Source organism: Streptomyces sp. NPDC047917, assembly GCF_043204345.1.
In the GTDB taxonomy this organism is placed as follows: domain Bacteria; phylum Actinomycetota; class Actinomycetes; order Streptomycetales; family Streptomycetaceae; genus Streptomyces; species Streptomyces sanglieri.
On record NZ_JBIDCA010000021.1, the window covers coordinates 50,284 to 67,014 of the forward strand.

A 16,731-nucleotide genomic window follows, 5' to 3' on the forward strand; every position below is an offset into this window, starting at 1 on the left:
TCATCTTAGGGCTGCCGCCGTAAGCAGTACGACGAGGAAGCCCGCCGTCGGCAGGACCACGAGTACTGCCACACAGCCCGATCCCAGGATGCGCGGCCAGGTCAGGATCTCGTCCGACAGCGGGGCGCGGGCTCCTGCCTGTCCGATGCCGCCGGAGCGCCTGGTGCCGCTGGACGGGAGGCGGGCCATGCCCGAGGGGGTTGCGGCAGAAGCACCTGGGAGCGCGGCGGATTCCAGAGGGCTGTCCCCTTGGACGGGCAGCCGGGCCGCCATGCGGAAACCGCCGTTCGCCAAGGCGCCCGCTTCGAATGTTCCTCCGAGCAACGAGATCCGCTCCTGGCAGCCGGCCAGCCCGCTGTGACTTCCCGCGTGGGAGCGATCCGCCGCGTGCGGTGCGTCGTTGGTGACAGACACCTCGATCCCGCTGTCCGTGCTCCTGACCTCCACCTTGGTGGGCGCACCGGCCGCGTGCTTCAGCACGTTCGTCAGCCCTTCGCGGACCATTCGGTGAATCGCCTGACGCGTACGGAGGCCCGCCTCGACCGTGTCGGGAACGGACCACGCCAACTCGACGGTGCTGCCTGTCCGCCGGGATTCCGTCACCAGGGCGGTGATGTCCTCACGGGTTCCCCTCTGCTCCCCGGGCCTGTCGTCCGGCAGGCCCGGGTCCGCCATGTCGGCGTGCCGCAGTACACCGAGGATCTCGCGCAGTTCGTCCATCGCCGTGCCGGCCGTCGTGCGCAGCAGATCGGCCTGTCCGGCGAGGGCGGGTGCCTGCCGCTCGGCAGCGAGTTCGAGCGCCCCCGCGTACACGGAGATCAGGCTCAGCCGGTGGCCCAGGAGATCGTGCATCTCTCCCGCGATCCGTGTCCGTTCTTCCGTCCGGGCGGCCGCGGTGGTCAGCGTGCGGGCCTGTTCCAGGTAGGCGTTGCGCTCCCGCAGCAGGCTGACCAGGGGGCGCCGCCGCCCCAGCAGGCTCCCGGCCAGCGTGGGAAGCAGCAGAAGCAGTACCGCGGAGACGGCGGTGCCGGCCAGTTCCGACAGCAGGTCGTCGGACCGGACCAGGGCGCAGACGGTGGTCAGGACGCCAACGGCGGCGCAGGCCGCCCCGGTGATCTGCCACGCACGCCCAGGCGGTGCGATGCGGCGGGCGGCGGACAGCACGATCAGCGGCACCACCGCCAGCGTCCACACATTGGCACCCACGAACAGCAAGGAGGTACCCAGGACAGCGGCGGCCGGCCGGCCGCGCCGAGCGGGGACGAGCAGCGCCGCCCACACCCCCTCCAGCACCGCCGACATCGGCCGTTCCGGGGGCACCAGCAGCAGCGGCATCAGACAGAAGGCTGCCGCCAGGGCGCAGACCAGCGCCTCGGCACCGACCGTACGGCGTTCGGCGGCTCGCACCGCGGCCCGGCTCTCGGCCGCCTCGCGGCGCACCCACCGGGACAATCCGGTCAGCCGGCGTCCCAGCCGTACGGACAGGTGCAACGGCTCCGTGTCTTCGGGCACCTGACTCATTGATCATCCCTGCCCCGCCACCGTGGATCCCCGGGAGGAACGGTAGCTGCGGCGGTGGCGGTCGCCGCACGGCGGGTCCCGGGGGTCACGCGCCCAGCCCGCGACGCAGTTCCGCCCGCAACGCGGCGATGTCCACCCGGTCCGCAGCCAGCATCCGTACGACCGCGCCACCGGCCCCGACCCCGGGGTCCGTATCCGTATCCGTCGCCGTGTACGTCGCTGTCGCCGTGTCCGCGTCCGTGTCCGTCGCTGTCGCCGTGTGCGTCGCCGCGCGCGTCGCCGTGTCCGTCGCTGTCGCCGTGTGCGTCGCCGAGTCGTCGAGCAGCGCGGACAGCAGGTGGATCGTTCCGACCGTGGGCGAACCGTGCTCGGCGGCGGACAGCCGCGCGACCGCCATGGTCCGGTCGGCGGCGGCGGACAGACGCGTCTCGGAGCCGCCGGGAACCGCGACCGAATCGGAATCGGTCGCCGAAGCCGAAGAGACCAGGGAGACCTGCCGTACGCCGTATCGGCGCAGCAGGGCCGGAGCAGCGTTGGCGTCCGCCAGACTCCCGGGCAGCGAGCGCCCGGCAACGGACAGCGCCCGGTCCAGGGCCAGTGTCCCCAGCAGGAGATCCACCGGCTCCGCTACGGTGCGCCCGCGCCGTACCGCTTGCCGCACGGCCTCGACGGTCACCGCGAACAGAACCGGTGAGCCGTTCTCCGAGGCCCCGGAGGTCCATGAAGTCAGCGCGCGGGTCAGACGGTTTCCGCTCCTGCCCAGCGTTCCGGCCCGGCGGAGAAGGGTGACGCCGCGGGATTCCGGCCCCTCGTTCTCCGCCGGGGCACTCGCGTCCAGTGCGTCGAGCGCGGTCGCAGAGGCGGCCGTGTCCAGCCTCTGCAACAACAGGGCTTCCCGTGCCCTGGTGTCCGGCAGGTCCAACAGGGCACGGGCCACGTGCCGGCAGCGCACCGAGATCGTCCCCTCGACGCGGGCCGCCCTGAGCGCGAGCAGCAGGCACACGCGCATCGCCCCGGTCATCCCGGGCAACGCCCGACTGCGCTCCGCGGCCGATCCGCGCGAACCGAGCCCGAAGCGCCACCGTGCCTCACGCCAGGCGGCGTCGACCTCCCTCTCGTCCGCTTCCTGGTGGGACTCCTCATCGGCACCGGCACAGGCACCACCTCCAGCTGCGGCACCGGCAAAGGCACCGGCACCGGCACCGGCCGACACGCTGCGCACCTCGTCGTCGCTCACCCAACCCCGGCCCGCCCGGCCGAAGATCATGCCGCTGAGCGAACCGGCCTTCCGGGTCCCCGGAGCGATCGCCCCACCCGCCTCCGTGTCCCCCAGCACGAGCTCCCCCAGCAGAGTGTCCGTCCCCACGGCCGAGAACTCGCTCCCGACCGCCCGGCGCAACGCCTTCACCAGCAGGTCCATGACGTCCGGCTCGAACTCCGTGGTCACTCCGGCCACGGTCGTGGCGTCGGCGTGTGCTCCGGTCGTCCCTCGCTGGTCCATCGAACGTTTCCCCTCGAAGCGTGGTGGCTTGGTCGACACGACGTTAGGCACGCCGCCACGACACCACATCGGCCGACCGGCCACGCTTCCGGTCCGATCGGCGGGGCCGACTGCGATCGGTCCTCGCCGAGGGGCGGTGCGACGACCGCTTCCGCTCCGAGCCGGACACCGGTCCCACGCTCGGCGGGAGGCCGGTCGATCATCTGCGCCGCTTGACCGTCCGGTGCCCGCCGAAGCCGACGCCGGGGGCGTCCGTCCCCGGAGGTGTCGTCGCACATCAACACTGGAAGTGATGTGCGTCACATGCCTCTGGCTCGGACGGCCGTCCATGTGTTTCTCTGCAGATGTTCAGATGTCCAACATTTGGAGGTCTTCATGGAGGGATTGCGGCAGCCGCGCCGGGCGACGACGCTGGCAGCGCAGGTCGCCGACCAGTTGCGGGAGCAGCTGACGTCCGGGCGATGGCCGGTGGGCACGCGTATTCCGGGTGAGCAGGAGCTGGCCGACATGCTCCAGGTCAGCCGGAACACCATTCGCGAAGCGTTGCGGGCGCTGGTCCACCTCGGCCTGCTGGAAGCGCGCGTCGGCGACGGCACGTATGTCCGGGTGACCAGCGAGCTCGAAGCAGTACTGCTGCGGCGCACGGCCACCACCCGGCCGGCGGACGTCCTGGAGCTGCGGGCGGTGCTTGAGGAATACGCGGCAGGTCTGGCCGCTGAGCGACGGTCGGAGGCGGATGCGGCGCGACTCCGGGAGCTCCTGGTGGCGGCTCGCGAGAGCAACCGCTCCGGGTCGATGGCTCAGGTCGCGGCCGCCGACGTGGCCTTTCACCTCGCGATCGTGAAGGCCGGCGGCAACGAGCTGCTCATGGAGCTCTACGAACACCTGGGCAGCGCCCTGTCCGCCCTGCTGGCCGCGTTGCCGTGGGACGATGACGTCGCCGCCGAGCACGATCACTGGCATACCGCGCTCGTCGACGCGATCGGTGCCGGCGACGCGGTCGCTGCCCGGTACGCAGCGTCCATGCTGGTGCGGGTGACCAGCCGACTGAGCGTGGACGTCGTCGCTGAGCAGGCCGGTGCCGCTGGGACCGGTCGTCATGCGGGTGAATGATCCGCGCGACCTGCCGGATCAGGTGAGGGCCGCAGCGCCGAGTGGGCCGTCCATGGTGTGGCTGCTGATCGGAGTCGTCCTCGTCGCAGCGAATCTGCGTGCCGCCCTGACCGGGGTGGGTCCGCTGCTTCCCGGTATCGAGGCATCGACCGGACTGTCCGGCACATGGACAGGACTGCTCGGGACCCTGCCGCTGCTCACGTTCGCCGCCACTTCGCCGCTGGTCGGCCGGACCGCGCACCGCTACGGCGCACCACGCGCCCTGGTCGTCTCGCTGGCCGTGCTGACGGCCGGGCTGCTCATACGCTCCGTGCCGGGCGTACCGTTCGTGTTCATCGGAACGGTGGTGATCGCGGCCGCGATCGCCTACGGAAATGTGCTGCTGCCCTCCGTCATCAAGAGCACTGTGCCGGAAGACCGGATCGGGCAGGTGACCGGCCTCTATGTCACCGCGATGGGACTGCTGGCCGCCGTCTCGTCCGGGATCTCGGTGCCCATGGCCGACCACCTGCCGGGCGGCTGGCACACCGCGCTGGGGGTCTGGGCCGCATTGGCCGTACTGGCCTTCGGGTTCTGGGTTCCGCTCCAAAGGCGTACCGGCGCCGCGGCGGCAACCCCTGCCGGACGAGCGCGCATCCCCTGGCGTTCCCCCTTGGCCTGGCAGGTCAGCGTGTTCATGGGGCTGCAATCCCTCGGCTTCTACACCACGATCGCCTGGCTGCCGAGCATCGTGCACGACCACGGAGTGGGAGAGGCCGCCGCCGGCTGGCAGTTGTTCCTGTACCAGATCGTCGGCCTGGTCGCCAGCAGTGCAGTTCCCGTGCTCGCCCGCCGCTGGAAGGATCAACGACTCCTGGCGGCGGCTGCCTCGGCGATCGTCGCGCTGGGTTTCGCGCTGCTGGCCGTGGCCCCCCAACTGGCCGTCGTGTCCAGCGTCCTCACGGGCCTGGGCGGCGGAGCGTGTCTGGTTCTCGCCCTGGCTTTCCAGAGCCAGCGGGCGGCAGACGCCTCGCAGGCGGCGGCGCTGGCCTCGATGGCCCAGTCCGTCGGCTACCTCGTGGCCGCCGTCGGTCCGCTCCTCCTCGGCGCACTGCACGAACTCACCGGCGGATGGACGCTCCCCCTGATGCTGCTCGTCGCGCTGACGCTCGCCCAGGCCGTCGTCGGCGCCGGCGCCGGCCGCGACCTGCGCCTGAAATCCACTTCCCGACCTATCCCAACCGCACGGATCGGAGACTCGCCGTCATGACCACGATTGCGCCCTTCAGTTACCTGGACACGCCGACGGCCGCGCCGCTGTCGATCACCGAGCTGATGCCCGGCGTCTACAACCTCCTGGAATACGCCGCGGTCACCGCGGGCGAGCAGGTGCTGGTCCTCGCCGAGCACGGCACCGATCCGGTGGTCATCCAGGCCATCACGGCGGCGGCCGCCTACCGCAACGCCGAAGTGCACGTGCTGTCCATGCCGCCGATCAGCGCCGGCGGGTGGGATCGCTCGACGCCCTCACCGCTGCCGTCCGCGGCTCATGCCGCCGCCGACGCAGTGATCTCGCTGACCTGGTGGGGGGAAGTGCACACCACCCGTCTGTTCTTCGACGAGATCGCGAAACAGCGCGCCCGGTTCGTCTCCCTGCACCAGACGGCCACGGCGTCGGCGCTGTCGACCGGTGCCCGGTTCCCGCTCGAACTGTACTTCGCGCTGGAGGCCAAGGCGTACGCCCGGATCGGCGCAGCACAGGAGATCAGGGTCACGACCGCGCTGGGCACCGACGTGACCTTCCGCGCCTTCACCACCCCGGGTCACCCGAGTGCCCCCCTCACCGCCGGCATGTGGCGGCCCTTCCCCTACGGAGGCGCCAACTTCTACCCCGACCAGACGGACGGCGTGGTCGTCGTCGAGGAATCCACCGTCACCGGCGTCCCCGCCGAGCGGACCACCCTGGAGCTGGAGAACAACCGCGTCACCGCCATCCACGGCGGCGCGGCGGCCGCCGAGCTGCGGCGCTACGCGCCGGACGGCTACTACATGCGCCATGCGCTCATCGGCGTCAACCCCAAGGTCCGCTCGGCAGGCGGTACGCAGTTCGAACGCGAGAAGCACGCCGGCGCCTTCTACTTCGGCCTCGACGGCCTGACCCCGCAAGGGGCAGTCGACCGCACGGGCCCCGGCCACGCGCACTGCGACTGCCAGTTCGACCAGCCCACCATCACCCTCGACGGCCTTCCCTTCGTCGACAACGGCAGTCTTCTGCTCCTCGACGACCCCGAAATCCGTGAGCTGGCCGGGAAGTTCGGCCCAGCCGACATCCTGCTCGATCCCAATCCCCGTCTCGTCCTGCCGGCTCGCTACAGCCGCTGACCGACTGGGGGCAGTCCGGGCGGACGAGCCGTCGGGGCTGCCCCCACTACTCGGTGTGGCGTACCGGGCACCTGCCCGCCGTGCTGCGGCAGACGGCGTGCCGCGGCGGGCACGGCGCGCGCCGGCAGGATGCTCCGCGCCCGGCCGGCTCCGGCAGACCGAGACGGTTTCAACGGCCACGTACTCGATGAGATGTCCGGGGCCCCTGGCGCGGGGAGAGCGCCAGGGGCCCCTGTCCGGTGGACGGCCGGGACGGTGTCCCTGCCGTGCGTCAGGCCGCCTGGGGAAGACAGTCCCGCGTGCCGTCCAGGGCGGCCTCGACGTCGTGGTCGAGGACCCAGTCGACGCTCTCGGCGTCGATGCGGCGGTTCGCGGCGGCGTCCTTCGGCTGCTGCCCGGTGCGGGAGCCGAGCTGCACGCGGGTGGTGTGCGGGCGGCGCGCCTCCTCGTAGCGGCGCAGTGCGGCGGCGGTGCCGTCCGCGCCGGGCGCCGCCCCTTCGAGGCAGACGGCGAGTGCCACGGCGTCCTCCACGGCCTGGTTGGCGCCCTGTCCGTGGTGCGGGAGCATCGGGTGGGCCGCGTCGCCGAGCAGGGTGGTGCGGGCGGTGCTCCACCGCGTCAGCGGCTCGCGGTCGTACAGCGCCCAGCGGCGCACCTCGCCCGCCGCGTCGGCGAGCGCGCGCACGGCCGGGTCCCAGCCCGTCAGGACGGCGTCCAGGTCGGTGCGGTCGCCCGCGCTGGTCCACGACTCGGCGGCGCCTTCGGCGGCCGGGGTCACCACGACGTAGGTGAACTGCCGGCCCCCGGCGACCGGGTAGAGCAGGACGCGCGCGGTGGGGCCCGCGTACATGTACATCAGCGCGGGGTCCAGGTCCGGAAGGTCGGCGGCGGCGACCACACCGCGCAGGGCGCTGTTGCCGGAGTAGACCGGGGCGTCGTCGCCCGCGACCGCGCGCCGGACCGCCGAGTGCACCCCGTCCGCGCCGATCAGCACGTCGGCGTGGGCGTCGGAGCCGTCCGCGAAGTGCAGGACGACCCCGTACACGGTCTCCTCGAACCGGACGAGTTCCCTGCCGGTGTGCACGCGCTCGGCGGGGACCCGCGAGGACAGCATCCGGTGCAGGTCACCGCGGTGCACGGTGTAGTACGGGGCGCGGAACCGCTCCTGCCACGCCTCGCCCATCTCCTGGCGGGCCACGGTGGCGCCGTTGTGGAAGGCCCGGACCTCCAGGGCCTCGGGGCGCACCGCGCACCGTTCCAACTCCGGCCCGAGGCCGAGCCGTTGGAGCAGTCGGGTGCCGTTGGGGCCGAGGTGCATGCCGACGCCCTGCTCGCGCAGCTCCTCCCCCCGCTCGTAGACCTGGACGTCCAGGCCCCGGTGGTGCAGTGCGGCGGCGGCCGTCAGACCGCCGAGTCCCGCACCCACGATCGCGATGCGCATGGTCATCGGTGTTCCCAGGAGTTCTCGAAGGATTCGAAGTCGTCGAAGTCGGAGAGGTCCGCGAAATCGGCGGCGTCGTCGAATGAGGTGGTGCCGAGGGCGAGCAGCGCGGCCGTCTCGTCCTGTCCGGCCAGTTCCACGTCACCGGTCCGGGTGTCCGGGTCGGCGACGGCCGCGGCGAGCATCCGCTCGTAGCCGTCCGCGAACCGCTCGACCGTGGCCCGGTCGAGCAGGTCGGTGTCGTACGAGAAGACGGCGGTGACACCGTCGGGGGTCTGCTCGATGCGCAGCAGCAGGTCCAGCTGGCCCTCCTGCTGGGGTACGTCGATCAGGGCGATGTCCAGCCCCTTGTACGCCACGGACGGGCCGATGACCTGCCCCGGCGGGACGTTGGGCACCGGCGGGTCCATCCGGTCCATCTGGACCAGGAACAGCGCGGTGCGGAAGACGGTGGCCTGCGGGAAGGCCAGGGCGCAGGGGTAGCGGACGTTGACCATGCCCCGCATCACCCGCTCGCCGGCCAGCGCGGCGGTGCTCCGGAAGGTGCTGGTGGCGTCGAACTCGGCCCGTACCGGCATGGTGTTGAGGAAGCAGCCGATCACGTCCCGCTGTGCCTTGCCCATCCGGCTGGTCGCGGGCACCCCGAGGACGAATTCCTCCTGGCCGGTCCAGCGGTGGGTGAGCGCCTGGAAGACGCCGAGCAGATAGGCGAACGGGGTGACGCCCGCGCCGTTGGCCGCCGCGTCGAGTCCCTGGGCGGTGGCCGGGGCGAGCGCCCGGACCACGGTGCCGCCCCGGAGCGAGCGCACGACGGGTCGCGGCCGGTCCAGCGGGAGTTCCGCGGCGGGCGCCCCGGCGACCGAATCGCGCCACCGGTCCGCGCCGCGCCGCCCCGCCTCGGAGGCGATGTGTCGCAGTTCCTCGGCGGCGTGGTCGGTGTACGAGCCGGGGATGGGCCGCCAGGCCGGCGCGGTGCCGGTGGAGGTGCCCGCGTAGGCGTCGAGCAGGTCGCGGACGAGCAGCCAGCGCGAGGTGAAGTCGCTGACGATGTGGTGGGCGGCGGTCACCAGCGCCCACTCGTCGTCGGAGCGACGCAGCAGGACGACCCGGAAGGCGCCGGACTCCAGGCGGAAGGGGCGGGCGCCCGCCTCCTCCGCGGCCTGTCGCAGTCCCTCCTCGTCGGTGCCGTCGAGGTCCCTGAACTCCATCCGGACCAGGGCCCGTTCGGCGGCGGTGCGGACCGGGGTGCCGTCCTGCTCGGTGAAGACGGAGCGCAGCAGTTCCTGCCGGTCGCCGACGGCGGTGACCGCCTCGGCCATGGCGGCGGGGTCGACGGGTCCGCGCAGCAGCAGCGGCATCACGATGTTGTAGGAGGCGCTCCTGGGTGCGACCCGGTACGCGGTCCACATCGCTTCCTGAATGGCGGTCAGCGGCAGGGTTCCCTCGGCCGTGGCGCGCTCGTCGGTGCCGGTCACGGTGCTCATCCGCAGCCTCCCGCGTGGCTCATGTCGGTGGTCCGGCCGGCGGCCGGGACGGCGGGCGGCTCGGTGGTGGCGGCCGCGGGGACGGTCGCGGGGCCGAAGGACGCGGCGAAATCGGTGACGCGGTCCAGGCCCCAGTACGGCTCGCTGCCGTTGATGAAGTACGGCACGCCGAAGACACCGTCGCGGTGCACGTCGAGCAGCGCCCGTACGCCCTGTTCACGCACCAGCGGGTGGTGGGGGGCCTGGTCGACCTCCGCACCGTCCAGACCGATCTCCTCGGCCAGTTCGCGCACCACGTCCGGGTCGCAGATGTCGCGCCCCTCCAGCCAGCGGGCCCGCCCGGCGCGCTCGACCCAGGTGCGGCCGAGCCCCTCGCGCTCGGCGAGGAACCAGGTCAGGTGGGCCGGCTCCCACCAGGGCTTGCGGTCCACCGGCCAGGTCAGCGCCAGGCCGCGGTCTGCGGCGATCCTGCGCACGTCGCGCAGGATGTAGAACTGCTTGGCCCGGGACATCGGGTGGAACGGGAACTCGGCGCCGGGCGAGGTCTCGGCGAGCAGTTTCTCGCTGGTCGGGTCCGGCTCCCAGAACGGACGCCAATCGACCCGGTCGAGCAGCTCCGGGTGGTCGCGCTCCAGGTCGGCGAGGGCGAAGAAGTTGTAGGGGCTGCGCAGGTTGAAGTAGAACCGGGGCGGCTTGGTGGTGCGGGCGGTCATGGCGAACTCCTTGGGATGACGGGAGGACCGGGGTGTCAGACGACCAGGCCGCCGTCGATGGAGAAGACCTGTCCGGTGATGTAGGAGGCGCGGTCGGAGGCGAGGAACGCGACCAGTTCGGCGACCTCCTCGGGCTCCCCGAACCGGCCGAGCGGGATGCTCCTGGTCATGTCCTTGGCGTACTTCTCGGAGAGTCCGCCGGTCATGTCGGTACGGATGAAGCCGGGGGCCACGATGTTGGCGCGCAGCCCGGCCCGGCCGCCCTCCTTGGCGAGGGCCCTGGTGAAGCCGATGATCCCGGCCTTGGAGGCCGAGTAGTTGGTCTGTCCGGCCTGCCCCTGGGCCGCGACCGAGGAGAGGGTGATCACGGTGCCCCGGCGGCGCTTCATCATCGGGAAGACGAGCGCCCTGGCGAAGTTGTACGTGCCGTCGAGGTTGGTGCGCACCACGGCGTCCCAGTCGTCGTCGGCGAGTGTGGCCAGGTTGCTGTCCCGGACGATCCCGGCGGCGGTGACGAGGGTGTCGACCGGGCCGAGGGTGTCCTCGGTCTCGGCGACGAAGGCGCGCACCGCGTCCCGGTCGGTGACGTCGACGCGGCCGGCCAGGGTCCGGGCCCCGTGCTCCCGGGCCGCTTTCGCGGCGAGCTCGGCCGCTTCCGCTTGGGACTGGTAGCACAGGGCCACGTCGTATCCGTCGCGGGCCAGTACCTCCACGACGGAACGCCCGATGCCGCGCGATCCACCGGTGACGAGCGCTACCGGTCTCGGAGTGTCGGACATGGTGCGTGGCCTTTCTGCGAGTGCTGCGCGGGAAATGGGGAATGTGCGGTGGCGGCTCAGCCGAGGCGGAGCAGGGCCGCGCCGACGGTGCTGTCCCGGTCGACGGCGGTGACCAGGGCGAGCCGGTCCACCAGCTCCGGGCGGGCGGCCGACTCGGCGAGTACGGCGGCGAGCTGGAAGGCCGCGCCGGCCGCGGTGGCGTCGCCGATGAGGGGGCGGACCGCGAGGTGGGGCGCGGCGAGGCCGTTCAGTGCTGCCGCCTCCTCCTTGCCGAAGACGCCGGGCGGGGTGCCGGGGGCGATGAGCGCGATGTCGTCGGCGGTGGCGCCGGCGGCGGCCAGGACCTCGTCGATGCAGTTCCTCAGCACGACGGAGGCGCGGCCGGTGCTCCGGAAGGCCCGGAACCGGCAGCCGAGGACGGTGGCGAGGACGGTGCGTCCGCTGTCGCGGGCCGCCGCCCCGCTCTCCAGGAGGAAGAGCGCCGCGCCCTCGCCGAGCGGTTCGGCGGCGCTGCCGCCGTGGTCGGCGACCTGCTCCAGCCGGGCGCGCTGTACGGAGAACTCCTCGGCGGCGCCCGCCAGGAGTGCGGTGGCGTGCCCGCCGCGCAGCAGCCGGGAGGCGTAGTTGAGGGCGAGCAGCCCGGTGGCGGCGCCGCCGGAGACGGTGACGTTGGGGCCCTTGAGCGTGTGCCGGATGGCGCTCTGCCCGGTGGGGCAGTTCATCACGGTGTTGGGGAACCTGGCGGGGTCGACCAGGTAGGGCGCCTTTCCGGTGAGCGCGTCCCGGGTGAAGTCCATGATCGACTGGACGCTGCCGGAGGTGCCGAGCACCAGGCCGGTGCTCTCGGGGTCGGCGGCGAGGCCGGCCCCGTACTCCTCCAGGAGCATGCCCACGGTGGTGGCGGCGATGGCGGTGACCCGGTCCATGGATCGGGTGCCCTTGCGGCCGAGGACGGCCTTGATGTCGAAGCCGGGTATGAGCCCGGCCTCTTCGTAGGGCACCGGCCACTGCTCGCTGTCCAGGGCGGCGACGGCGCGCCGTCCCTCGCGCAGTCCGGCCGTGAACCCGTCCCGGCCCAGCCCGTACGGGGAGGACACAGCCCAGCCCGAAACGACCAGGTCATGCGCGGTGGTGACCGCGTCGGCTGACATGCCGTCCAACTCCTCTCAGGCCGCGTCGGGCCGGTTCAGGCCGCCGCTGTCGCGTCGGCGGGCAGGGTCTCGGCCGCGTTCTCGTCCCAGTGGCCGAGCATCAGTACGGCGTTGTTCCCGCCGAAGGCGAGGCCGTTGTTCTGCACGACCCGCAGCCGGGCCTCGACCGCCTCGTTGGGTACGCAGTCCACCGCGCACTCCGGGTCGGTCGTGCGGTGGTTGATGGTGGGCGGGATGAAGCCCTCCCGCAGCGCCAGGGAGCAGGCCGCGGCGGCCAGCGCGCTGGCGGCGCCCATGGTGTGGCCGATCATCGACTTGATCGACACGGTGCGCGGCAGTTCGTCGCCGAAGACCTGCCGGATCGCGCCGACCTCGGTGACGTCGTTGGCCTTGGTGCCGGTGCCGTGCGCCGAGATGAAGTCCACGTCGGACGCCTCGATGCCGGCGTTGCGGTGGGCGGCGGTGATGCAGCGTGCGATGGAGTCCCGGTCGGGCGCGACCGGGTGGCTCGCGTCGCAGGACAGCCCGTACCCGAGGACCTCCGCGTAGATGCGGGCGCCGCGCCCCAGCGCGGACTCCAGGGACTCCATCAGGAGGATCCCGGCGCCCTCGCCGGTCAGGATGCCCTGGCGGTCGGCGTCGAAGGGGCGGCACACGTCGGGGGCGATGGTGCCGAGCCGGTAGAAACCGGTGAACGTCTTGCGGCACAGCGCGTCGGCCCCGCCGCAGAGCGCCATCTCGACGTCCCCGGAGCTGATCGCGTCGTAGCCGGAGCCGACCGCGTAGTTGCCGGCCGCGCAGGCGGTGGGGACGGTGACCGTCTCCACGTCCTCCAGGCCGAGTTCGCGGACGATGCCGGCGGAGAGCCGGCCGGGCCACACCCGGCGGGCGACGGTGGCGTCGAGCCGGTCCTCGCCCTCGGTGACCTGAAGGCCGATCAGGTGGTCCAGGTCGCGGGACTCGCCGTCGGTGGTGCCGACCGAGACCAGGGTGCGCCTGGCCCGTACGTCGTCCTCGGTGAGTCCCGCGTCCGCGACCGCCATCCGGCTGCCGGCCACCGCGAACTGCGCGGCCCGGCCGAGCTCGTCGGCCGCCATGTCGCGCAGCCACTCCTCGGGGTCGAAATCGGTGATCTCGCAGGCGTTGGAGTACGCGAATCCGGTGGTGTCGAAGGCGCTGATCGGTTTGGCGCCGCTGCGCCCGGCCCGCAGGCCGTCGGCGAAGGCGTCCACCCCGGTGCCGATGCTGGTCACCACGCCGAGCCCGGTGATCACCACCCGGTGCCGGGGGGCCGTGCGCGGCGCCGTGCCGCCCGTCGCTCCGTTCACTTTCCCTCGGCCTCCGCGACCACGGCGTACACGCCCGCCAGGTTGACCATGCGGCTGAGCTCGGCCTGCTCCAGGACGAGACCGAAGTTGCGCTCCATGGAGGCGAGGATCTCGATGGTGCGCAGGGAGTCGGCGTCGTGCTCCTCCTTGAAGAGGCTGACGTCGGTGACCTCGTCGAGTTCGAGTTCGAGGATGTCGCAGACGATCTCCTTGATCTCGGCCTTGCGCTCGGTGCTGAGGTCGGCGATCTGGGTGGTCATGTGGTGCCTCCGGGGCTCGGTTCGGGATTTCTCGGTTCGGGATTTCTCGGGTCTCGGGTGCTGTTCACTGGATCTGTTCGCCGGAACTGTTCACTGGAGCTGTTCGCCGGAACTGGTCACAGGAACTGCTCGCCGGAACTGCTCGGTGATGAGGAAATCCTGCGGTGACGCGCTATTACTGGGCTATATCGGCCAGTTGGCCCACGAACCCGGCGTCCGACGGCCCGTCCCACAGGTGGGCGACGTCCCCGAAGTGCCGCTGCACCCAGGTGTCGTCGTAGATCGTGTCGAGGTAGCGGTCGCCGCCGTCGGGCAGCACGATCACCACATTGGAGCCGGGCGGTATGCCGGGGGCGAGCCGGGTCAGGGCCGCGACGACCGCGCCCGACGAGCCGCCGGCCAGGATCGCCTCGCGGCGCACCAGGGTGCGGCAGCCCACCACGCAGTCCAGGTCGCCGACGTGCACCACCCGGTCGGCGTCGGCCCGCCGCAGCAGCTTCGGCGCGACGGACGCGCCGTGGCCCGGCACCAGACGGGCGCAGTCGACGGGTGAGTCGAACAGCACGCTGCCGAGGGCGTCGACCGCGTTGACGGTGGTACCGAGGCCGTGCCGGCGGATGTACTCGGCGCAGCCGCCGAGCGTGCCGCTGGTGCCGGCGGCCACGACGAGCTGGTCGACCTTGCCGTCGAGGGCTTCGGCGATCTCCCCCATCGTGGTCTCGTGGGCCCGCCGGTTGAGCGGGTTGGCGTACTGGTCGGGCCAGTAGGCGTCGGGGGTGGTGGCCACGAGTTCGGCGACCCGGTGCAGCCGGGCGGACAGCAGTTCCCCGGTGGCCGGATCGGGCTCGCTGATGATCTCGACCTCGGCCCCGTAGGCCCGCAGGATCGCGATGTTCTGCCGGGTGGTGCGGGTGTCCACCACACAGACGAGCCGCAGGCCGTAGTAGCCGCAGATCTGCGCGAGCCCGATCGCGAGGTTCCCCGAGCTGGACTCGATGACCGTCGAACGGCCCGGGACCAGTTCCCCGGACCGGATCTTCGTGGCCACCATGTTCAGCGCCGAGCGGTCCTTGACACTACCGCCGGGATTGAAACGCTCCACCTTGGCGAACACCCGCGAGGTGAACCCCGGCATCAACCGTTCGAGCTCTACGAGCGGGGTTCCTCCCACAGTGGAAAGGATGCCTTTCAGCCCCGTCTCCGGCTCCCGTTCTGTGCGCGCCATGTGATGCGGCCATCCTCTGCTGGGAGATACGAGTGTGGAATCAACAGGTCCCAGGCTGTGCCCGCGCGCTATACGCCCTCCATAAATCCCGCCGCCCAGCGATCTCATTCGGCCTTTTCCGCCGGGTTATAGAAGTGCCGTAGGGAAGCTGCCGATTCTGGCCATCCCCACAGTTCCGACACCACAACTTCGGCCAGAAGAGGTAATTCGATATGACGGGCACGTCCCCCGCAACAGAAAACGCCATCAAGAAGGTCGTGATCCTCGGCGGCGGTACGGCCGGCTGGATGACCGCCGCCTATCTCGGCAAGGCTCTCCACAGCACGGTCGACGTCACGGTCCTGGAGGCACCGAGCATTCCGCGTATCGGTGTGGGCGAGGCCACCGTGCCCAATCTGCACCGTGTGCTCTTCGACTTCCTCGGAATCGAGGAGGAGGAGTGGATGCGCGAGTGCAACGCCAGTTACAAGATGGCGGTCCGCTTCATCAACTGGCGTACTCCGGGCAAGGGCCAGAGCAATCCGCGTGAGCTCGACAAGGGCGGCCCGGACCACTTCTACCACCCGTTCGGCATCAGCCCCGAGCACGACAACGTTCCGATGTCGCACTACTGGTTCAAGAACAAGTTCGAGGGCAAGACGGACGAGCCGTACGACTACGCCTGCTTCCGCGAGGCGCCGCTGATGGACGCCAAGAAGTCGCCGCGGCACCTGGACGGCACCTCCCCGACCCGGTACGCGTGGCACTTCGACGCGGCGCTCGTCGCGGACTTCCTGCGCCGGTTCGCCACCGAGAAGCAGGGCGTGAACCACGTCCAGGACGAGATGACGCGGGTCGAGAAGGACGAGCGGGGCTTCGTCAAGGCCCTGCACACCAAGGAGGGCCGGGTCCTGGACGCGGACCTGTTCGTGGACTGCTCCGGCTTCCGCAGCCTGCTGATGAACCAGGCGATGGAGGAGCCCTTCGTCGACATGAGCGACCAGCTGCTGTGCGACCGCGCGGTCGCCACGGCCGTGCCGCACGACGACGAGGCCAACGGCGTCGAGCCGTACACCTCGGCGATCGCGATGTCCTCCGGGTGGTCCTGGAAGATACCGATGCCGGGCCGCTTCGGCACCGGCTACGTCTACTCCAGCCGCTTCACCACGCAGGAGGAGGCCACCGCCGAGTTCTGCGAGCTGTGGGGCCTGGACCCGGAGACCACCGAGTTCAACCACGTGAAGTTCCGGGTCGGCCGCAACCGCCGCGCCTGGGTGAAGAACGTCATCGGCATCGGTCTTTCCAGCGCCTTCCTGGAGCCGCTGGAGTCCACCGGTATCTACTTCATCACCGCCGCGGCCTACCAGCTGGCCAAGCACTTCCCGGACAAGACGTTCAACCAGGCCCTGGTAGACAACTTCAACAAGGAAATCGAGGTGATGTTCGACGACACCCGCGATTTCATCCAGACGCACTTCTACTTCGCCCCGCGCACCGACTCGCCCTTCTGGCGCGCCAACAAGGAGCTGAAACTCCCGGCCAGCATCCGCGAGAAGATCGACGCGTACAAGGCAGGACTTCCGGTCAACCCCGCGGCCACGGACGACACCACGTACTACGGGAACTTCGAGGCCGAATTCCGGAACTTCTGGACCAACGAGCGCTATTACTGCATCTTCGCCGGCCTCGGTCTGGAGCCGGACGCTCCGCTGCCGATCCTTTACCACAAGCCGGAGTCGGTGGCCGCCGCGCAGGCCATGTTCACCCAGGTCAAGAAGGAGCAGCAGGAACTCCTCAACTCCCTGCCGAGCACCCACGAGGCGCTCCGTCGGCTGCACGCCAAGTAGTCGTGCCGCACCGCGTCGCCCGACAGCC

Annotated in this window: 14 protein-coding genes; 4 read left to right on the plus strand and 10 right to left on the minus strand. The window is 71.3% G+C overall.

Annotated elements, in window-relative coordinates; translation table 11 throughout:
* Entirely contained in the window at positions 1–1,512 is a 1,512-nt protein-coding gene (locus ACGF8B_RS38535) for a sensor histidine kinase (RefSeq protein ID WP_392747204.1), read from the minus strand.
* A 94-nt stretch (positions 1,513–1,606) separates the two neighbouring features.
* Positions 1,607–3,022 (minus strand): hypothetical protein, encoded by a 1,416-nt coding sequence (locus ACGF8B_RS38540; RefSeq protein WP_392747205.1) that lies wholly within the window; start codon positions 3,020–3,022, stop codon positions 1,607–1,609.
* A 363-nt stretch (positions 3,023–3,385) separates the two neighbouring features.
* Here ACGF8B_RS38540 and ACGF8B_RS38545 point away from each other — a divergent pair, with 363 nt between their 5' ends.
* Genes ACGF8B_RS38545 through ACGF8B_RS38555 form a run of 3 tightly spaced genes read left to right on the plus strand, consistent with a single transcriptional unit; the run spans position 3,386 to position 6,496 of the window.
* On the plus strand, positions 3,386–4,135 hold the full coding sequence (locus tag ACGF8B_RS38545) for a FadR/GntR family transcriptional regulator (RefSeq protein ID WP_392747206.1): 750 nt from the start codon (positions 3,386–3,388) through the stop codon (positions 4,133–4,135).
* A 52-nt stretch (positions 4,136–4,187) separates the two neighbouring features.
* Positions 4,188–5,384 carry an MFS transporter gene (locus ACGF8B_RS38550; protein WP_392747208.1) on the plus strand — a complete coding sequence of 399 codons (1,197 nt, stop codon included), beginning with the start codon at positions 4,188–4,190 and terminating at the stop codon, positions 5,382–5,384.
* Complete coding sequence (locus tag ACGF8B_RS38555; protein WP_392747210.1) at positions 5,381–6,496, plus strand: hypothetical protein; 1,116 nt, start codon at positions 5,381–5,383, stop codon at positions 6,494–6,496. Before ACGF8B_RS38550 ends, ACGF8B_RS38555 begins: the two co-directional genes overlap by 4 nt.
* 271 nt (positions 6,497–6,767) lie before the next feature.
* Here ACGF8B_RS38555 and ACGF8B_RS38560 read toward each other — a convergent pair whose 3' ends face one another.
* The 8 genes from ACGF8B_RS38560 to sbnA all read right to left on the minus strand — a co-directional run bounded on the left by ACGF8B_RS38560 (position 6,768) and on the right by sbnA (position 14,877).
* Complete coding sequence (locus ACGF8B_RS38560) at positions 6,768–7,943, minus strand: FAD-dependent monooxygenase (RefSeq protein ID WP_392747212.1); 1,176 nt, start codon at positions 7,941–7,943, stop codon at positions 6,768–6,770.
* Positions 7,940–9,421, minus strand: a complete 1,482-nt coding sequence (locus ACGF8B_RS38565; RefSeq protein ID WP_392747214.1) for a condensation domain-containing protein — start codon at positions 9,419–9,421, stop codon at positions 7,940–7,942. The genes ACGF8B_RS38560 and ACGF8B_RS38565 overlap by 4 nt, the downstream gene beginning before the upstream one ends.
* A complete protein-coding gene (locus ACGF8B_RS38570; protein WP_392747216.1) occupies positions 9,418–10,134 on the minus strand; it encodes a 2-hydroxychromene-2-carboxylate isomerase in 717 nt (238 codons plus the stop codon). The genes ACGF8B_RS38565 and ACGF8B_RS38570 overlap by 4 nt, the downstream gene beginning before the upstream one ends.
* Before the next feature lie 35 nt (positions 10,135–10,169).
* Positions 10,170–10,913, minus strand: coding sequence for a 3-oxoacyl-ACP reductase FabG (gene fabG / locus ACGF8B_RS38575; RefSeq protein ID WP_392747218.1), 744 nt, complete (start codon positions 10,911–10,913; stop codon positions 10,170–10,172).
* A 56-nt stretch (positions 10,914–10,969) separates the two neighbouring features.
* Positions 10,970–12,064: a beta-ketoacyl synthase N-terminal-like domain-containing protein gene (locus tag ACGF8B_RS38580; RefSeq protein WP_392747220.1), complete on the minus strand. Its 1,095-nt coding sequence runs from the start codon at positions 12,062–12,064 to the stop codon at positions 10,970–10,972.
* A gap of 35 nt (positions 12,065–12,099) precedes the next feature.
* Entirely contained in the window at positions 12,100–13,392 is a 1,293-nt protein-coding gene (locus tag ACGF8B_RS38585) for a beta-ketoacyl-[acyl-carrier-protein] synthase family protein (protein ID WP_392747222.1), read from the minus strand.
* Complete coding sequence (locus tag ACGF8B_RS38590; protein WP_392747223.1) at positions 13,389–13,652, minus strand: acyl carrier protein; 264 nt, start codon at positions 13,650–13,652, stop codon at positions 13,389–13,391. Before ACGF8B_RS38590 ends, ACGF8B_RS38585 begins: the two co-directional genes overlap by 4 nt.
* Before the next feature lie 175 nt (positions 13,653–13,827).
* Complete coding sequence (gene sbnA, locus ACGF8B_RS38595; protein ID WP_259933427.1) at positions 13,828–14,877, minus strand: 2,3-diaminopropionate biosynthesis protein SbnA; 1,050 nt, start codon at positions 14,875–14,877, stop codon at positions 13,828–13,830.
* Positions 14,878–15,089: 212 nt separating this feature from the next.
* On the opposite strand from sbnA, the gene ACGF8B_RS38600 reads away from it, so the two are divergent.
* Entirely contained in the window at positions 15,090–16,703 is a 1,614-nt protein-coding gene (locus ACGF8B_RS38600) for a tryptophan halogenase family protein (protein WP_392747225.1), read from the plus strand.
* The last annotated feature ends 28 nt before the right edge of the window (positions 16,704–16,731 follow it).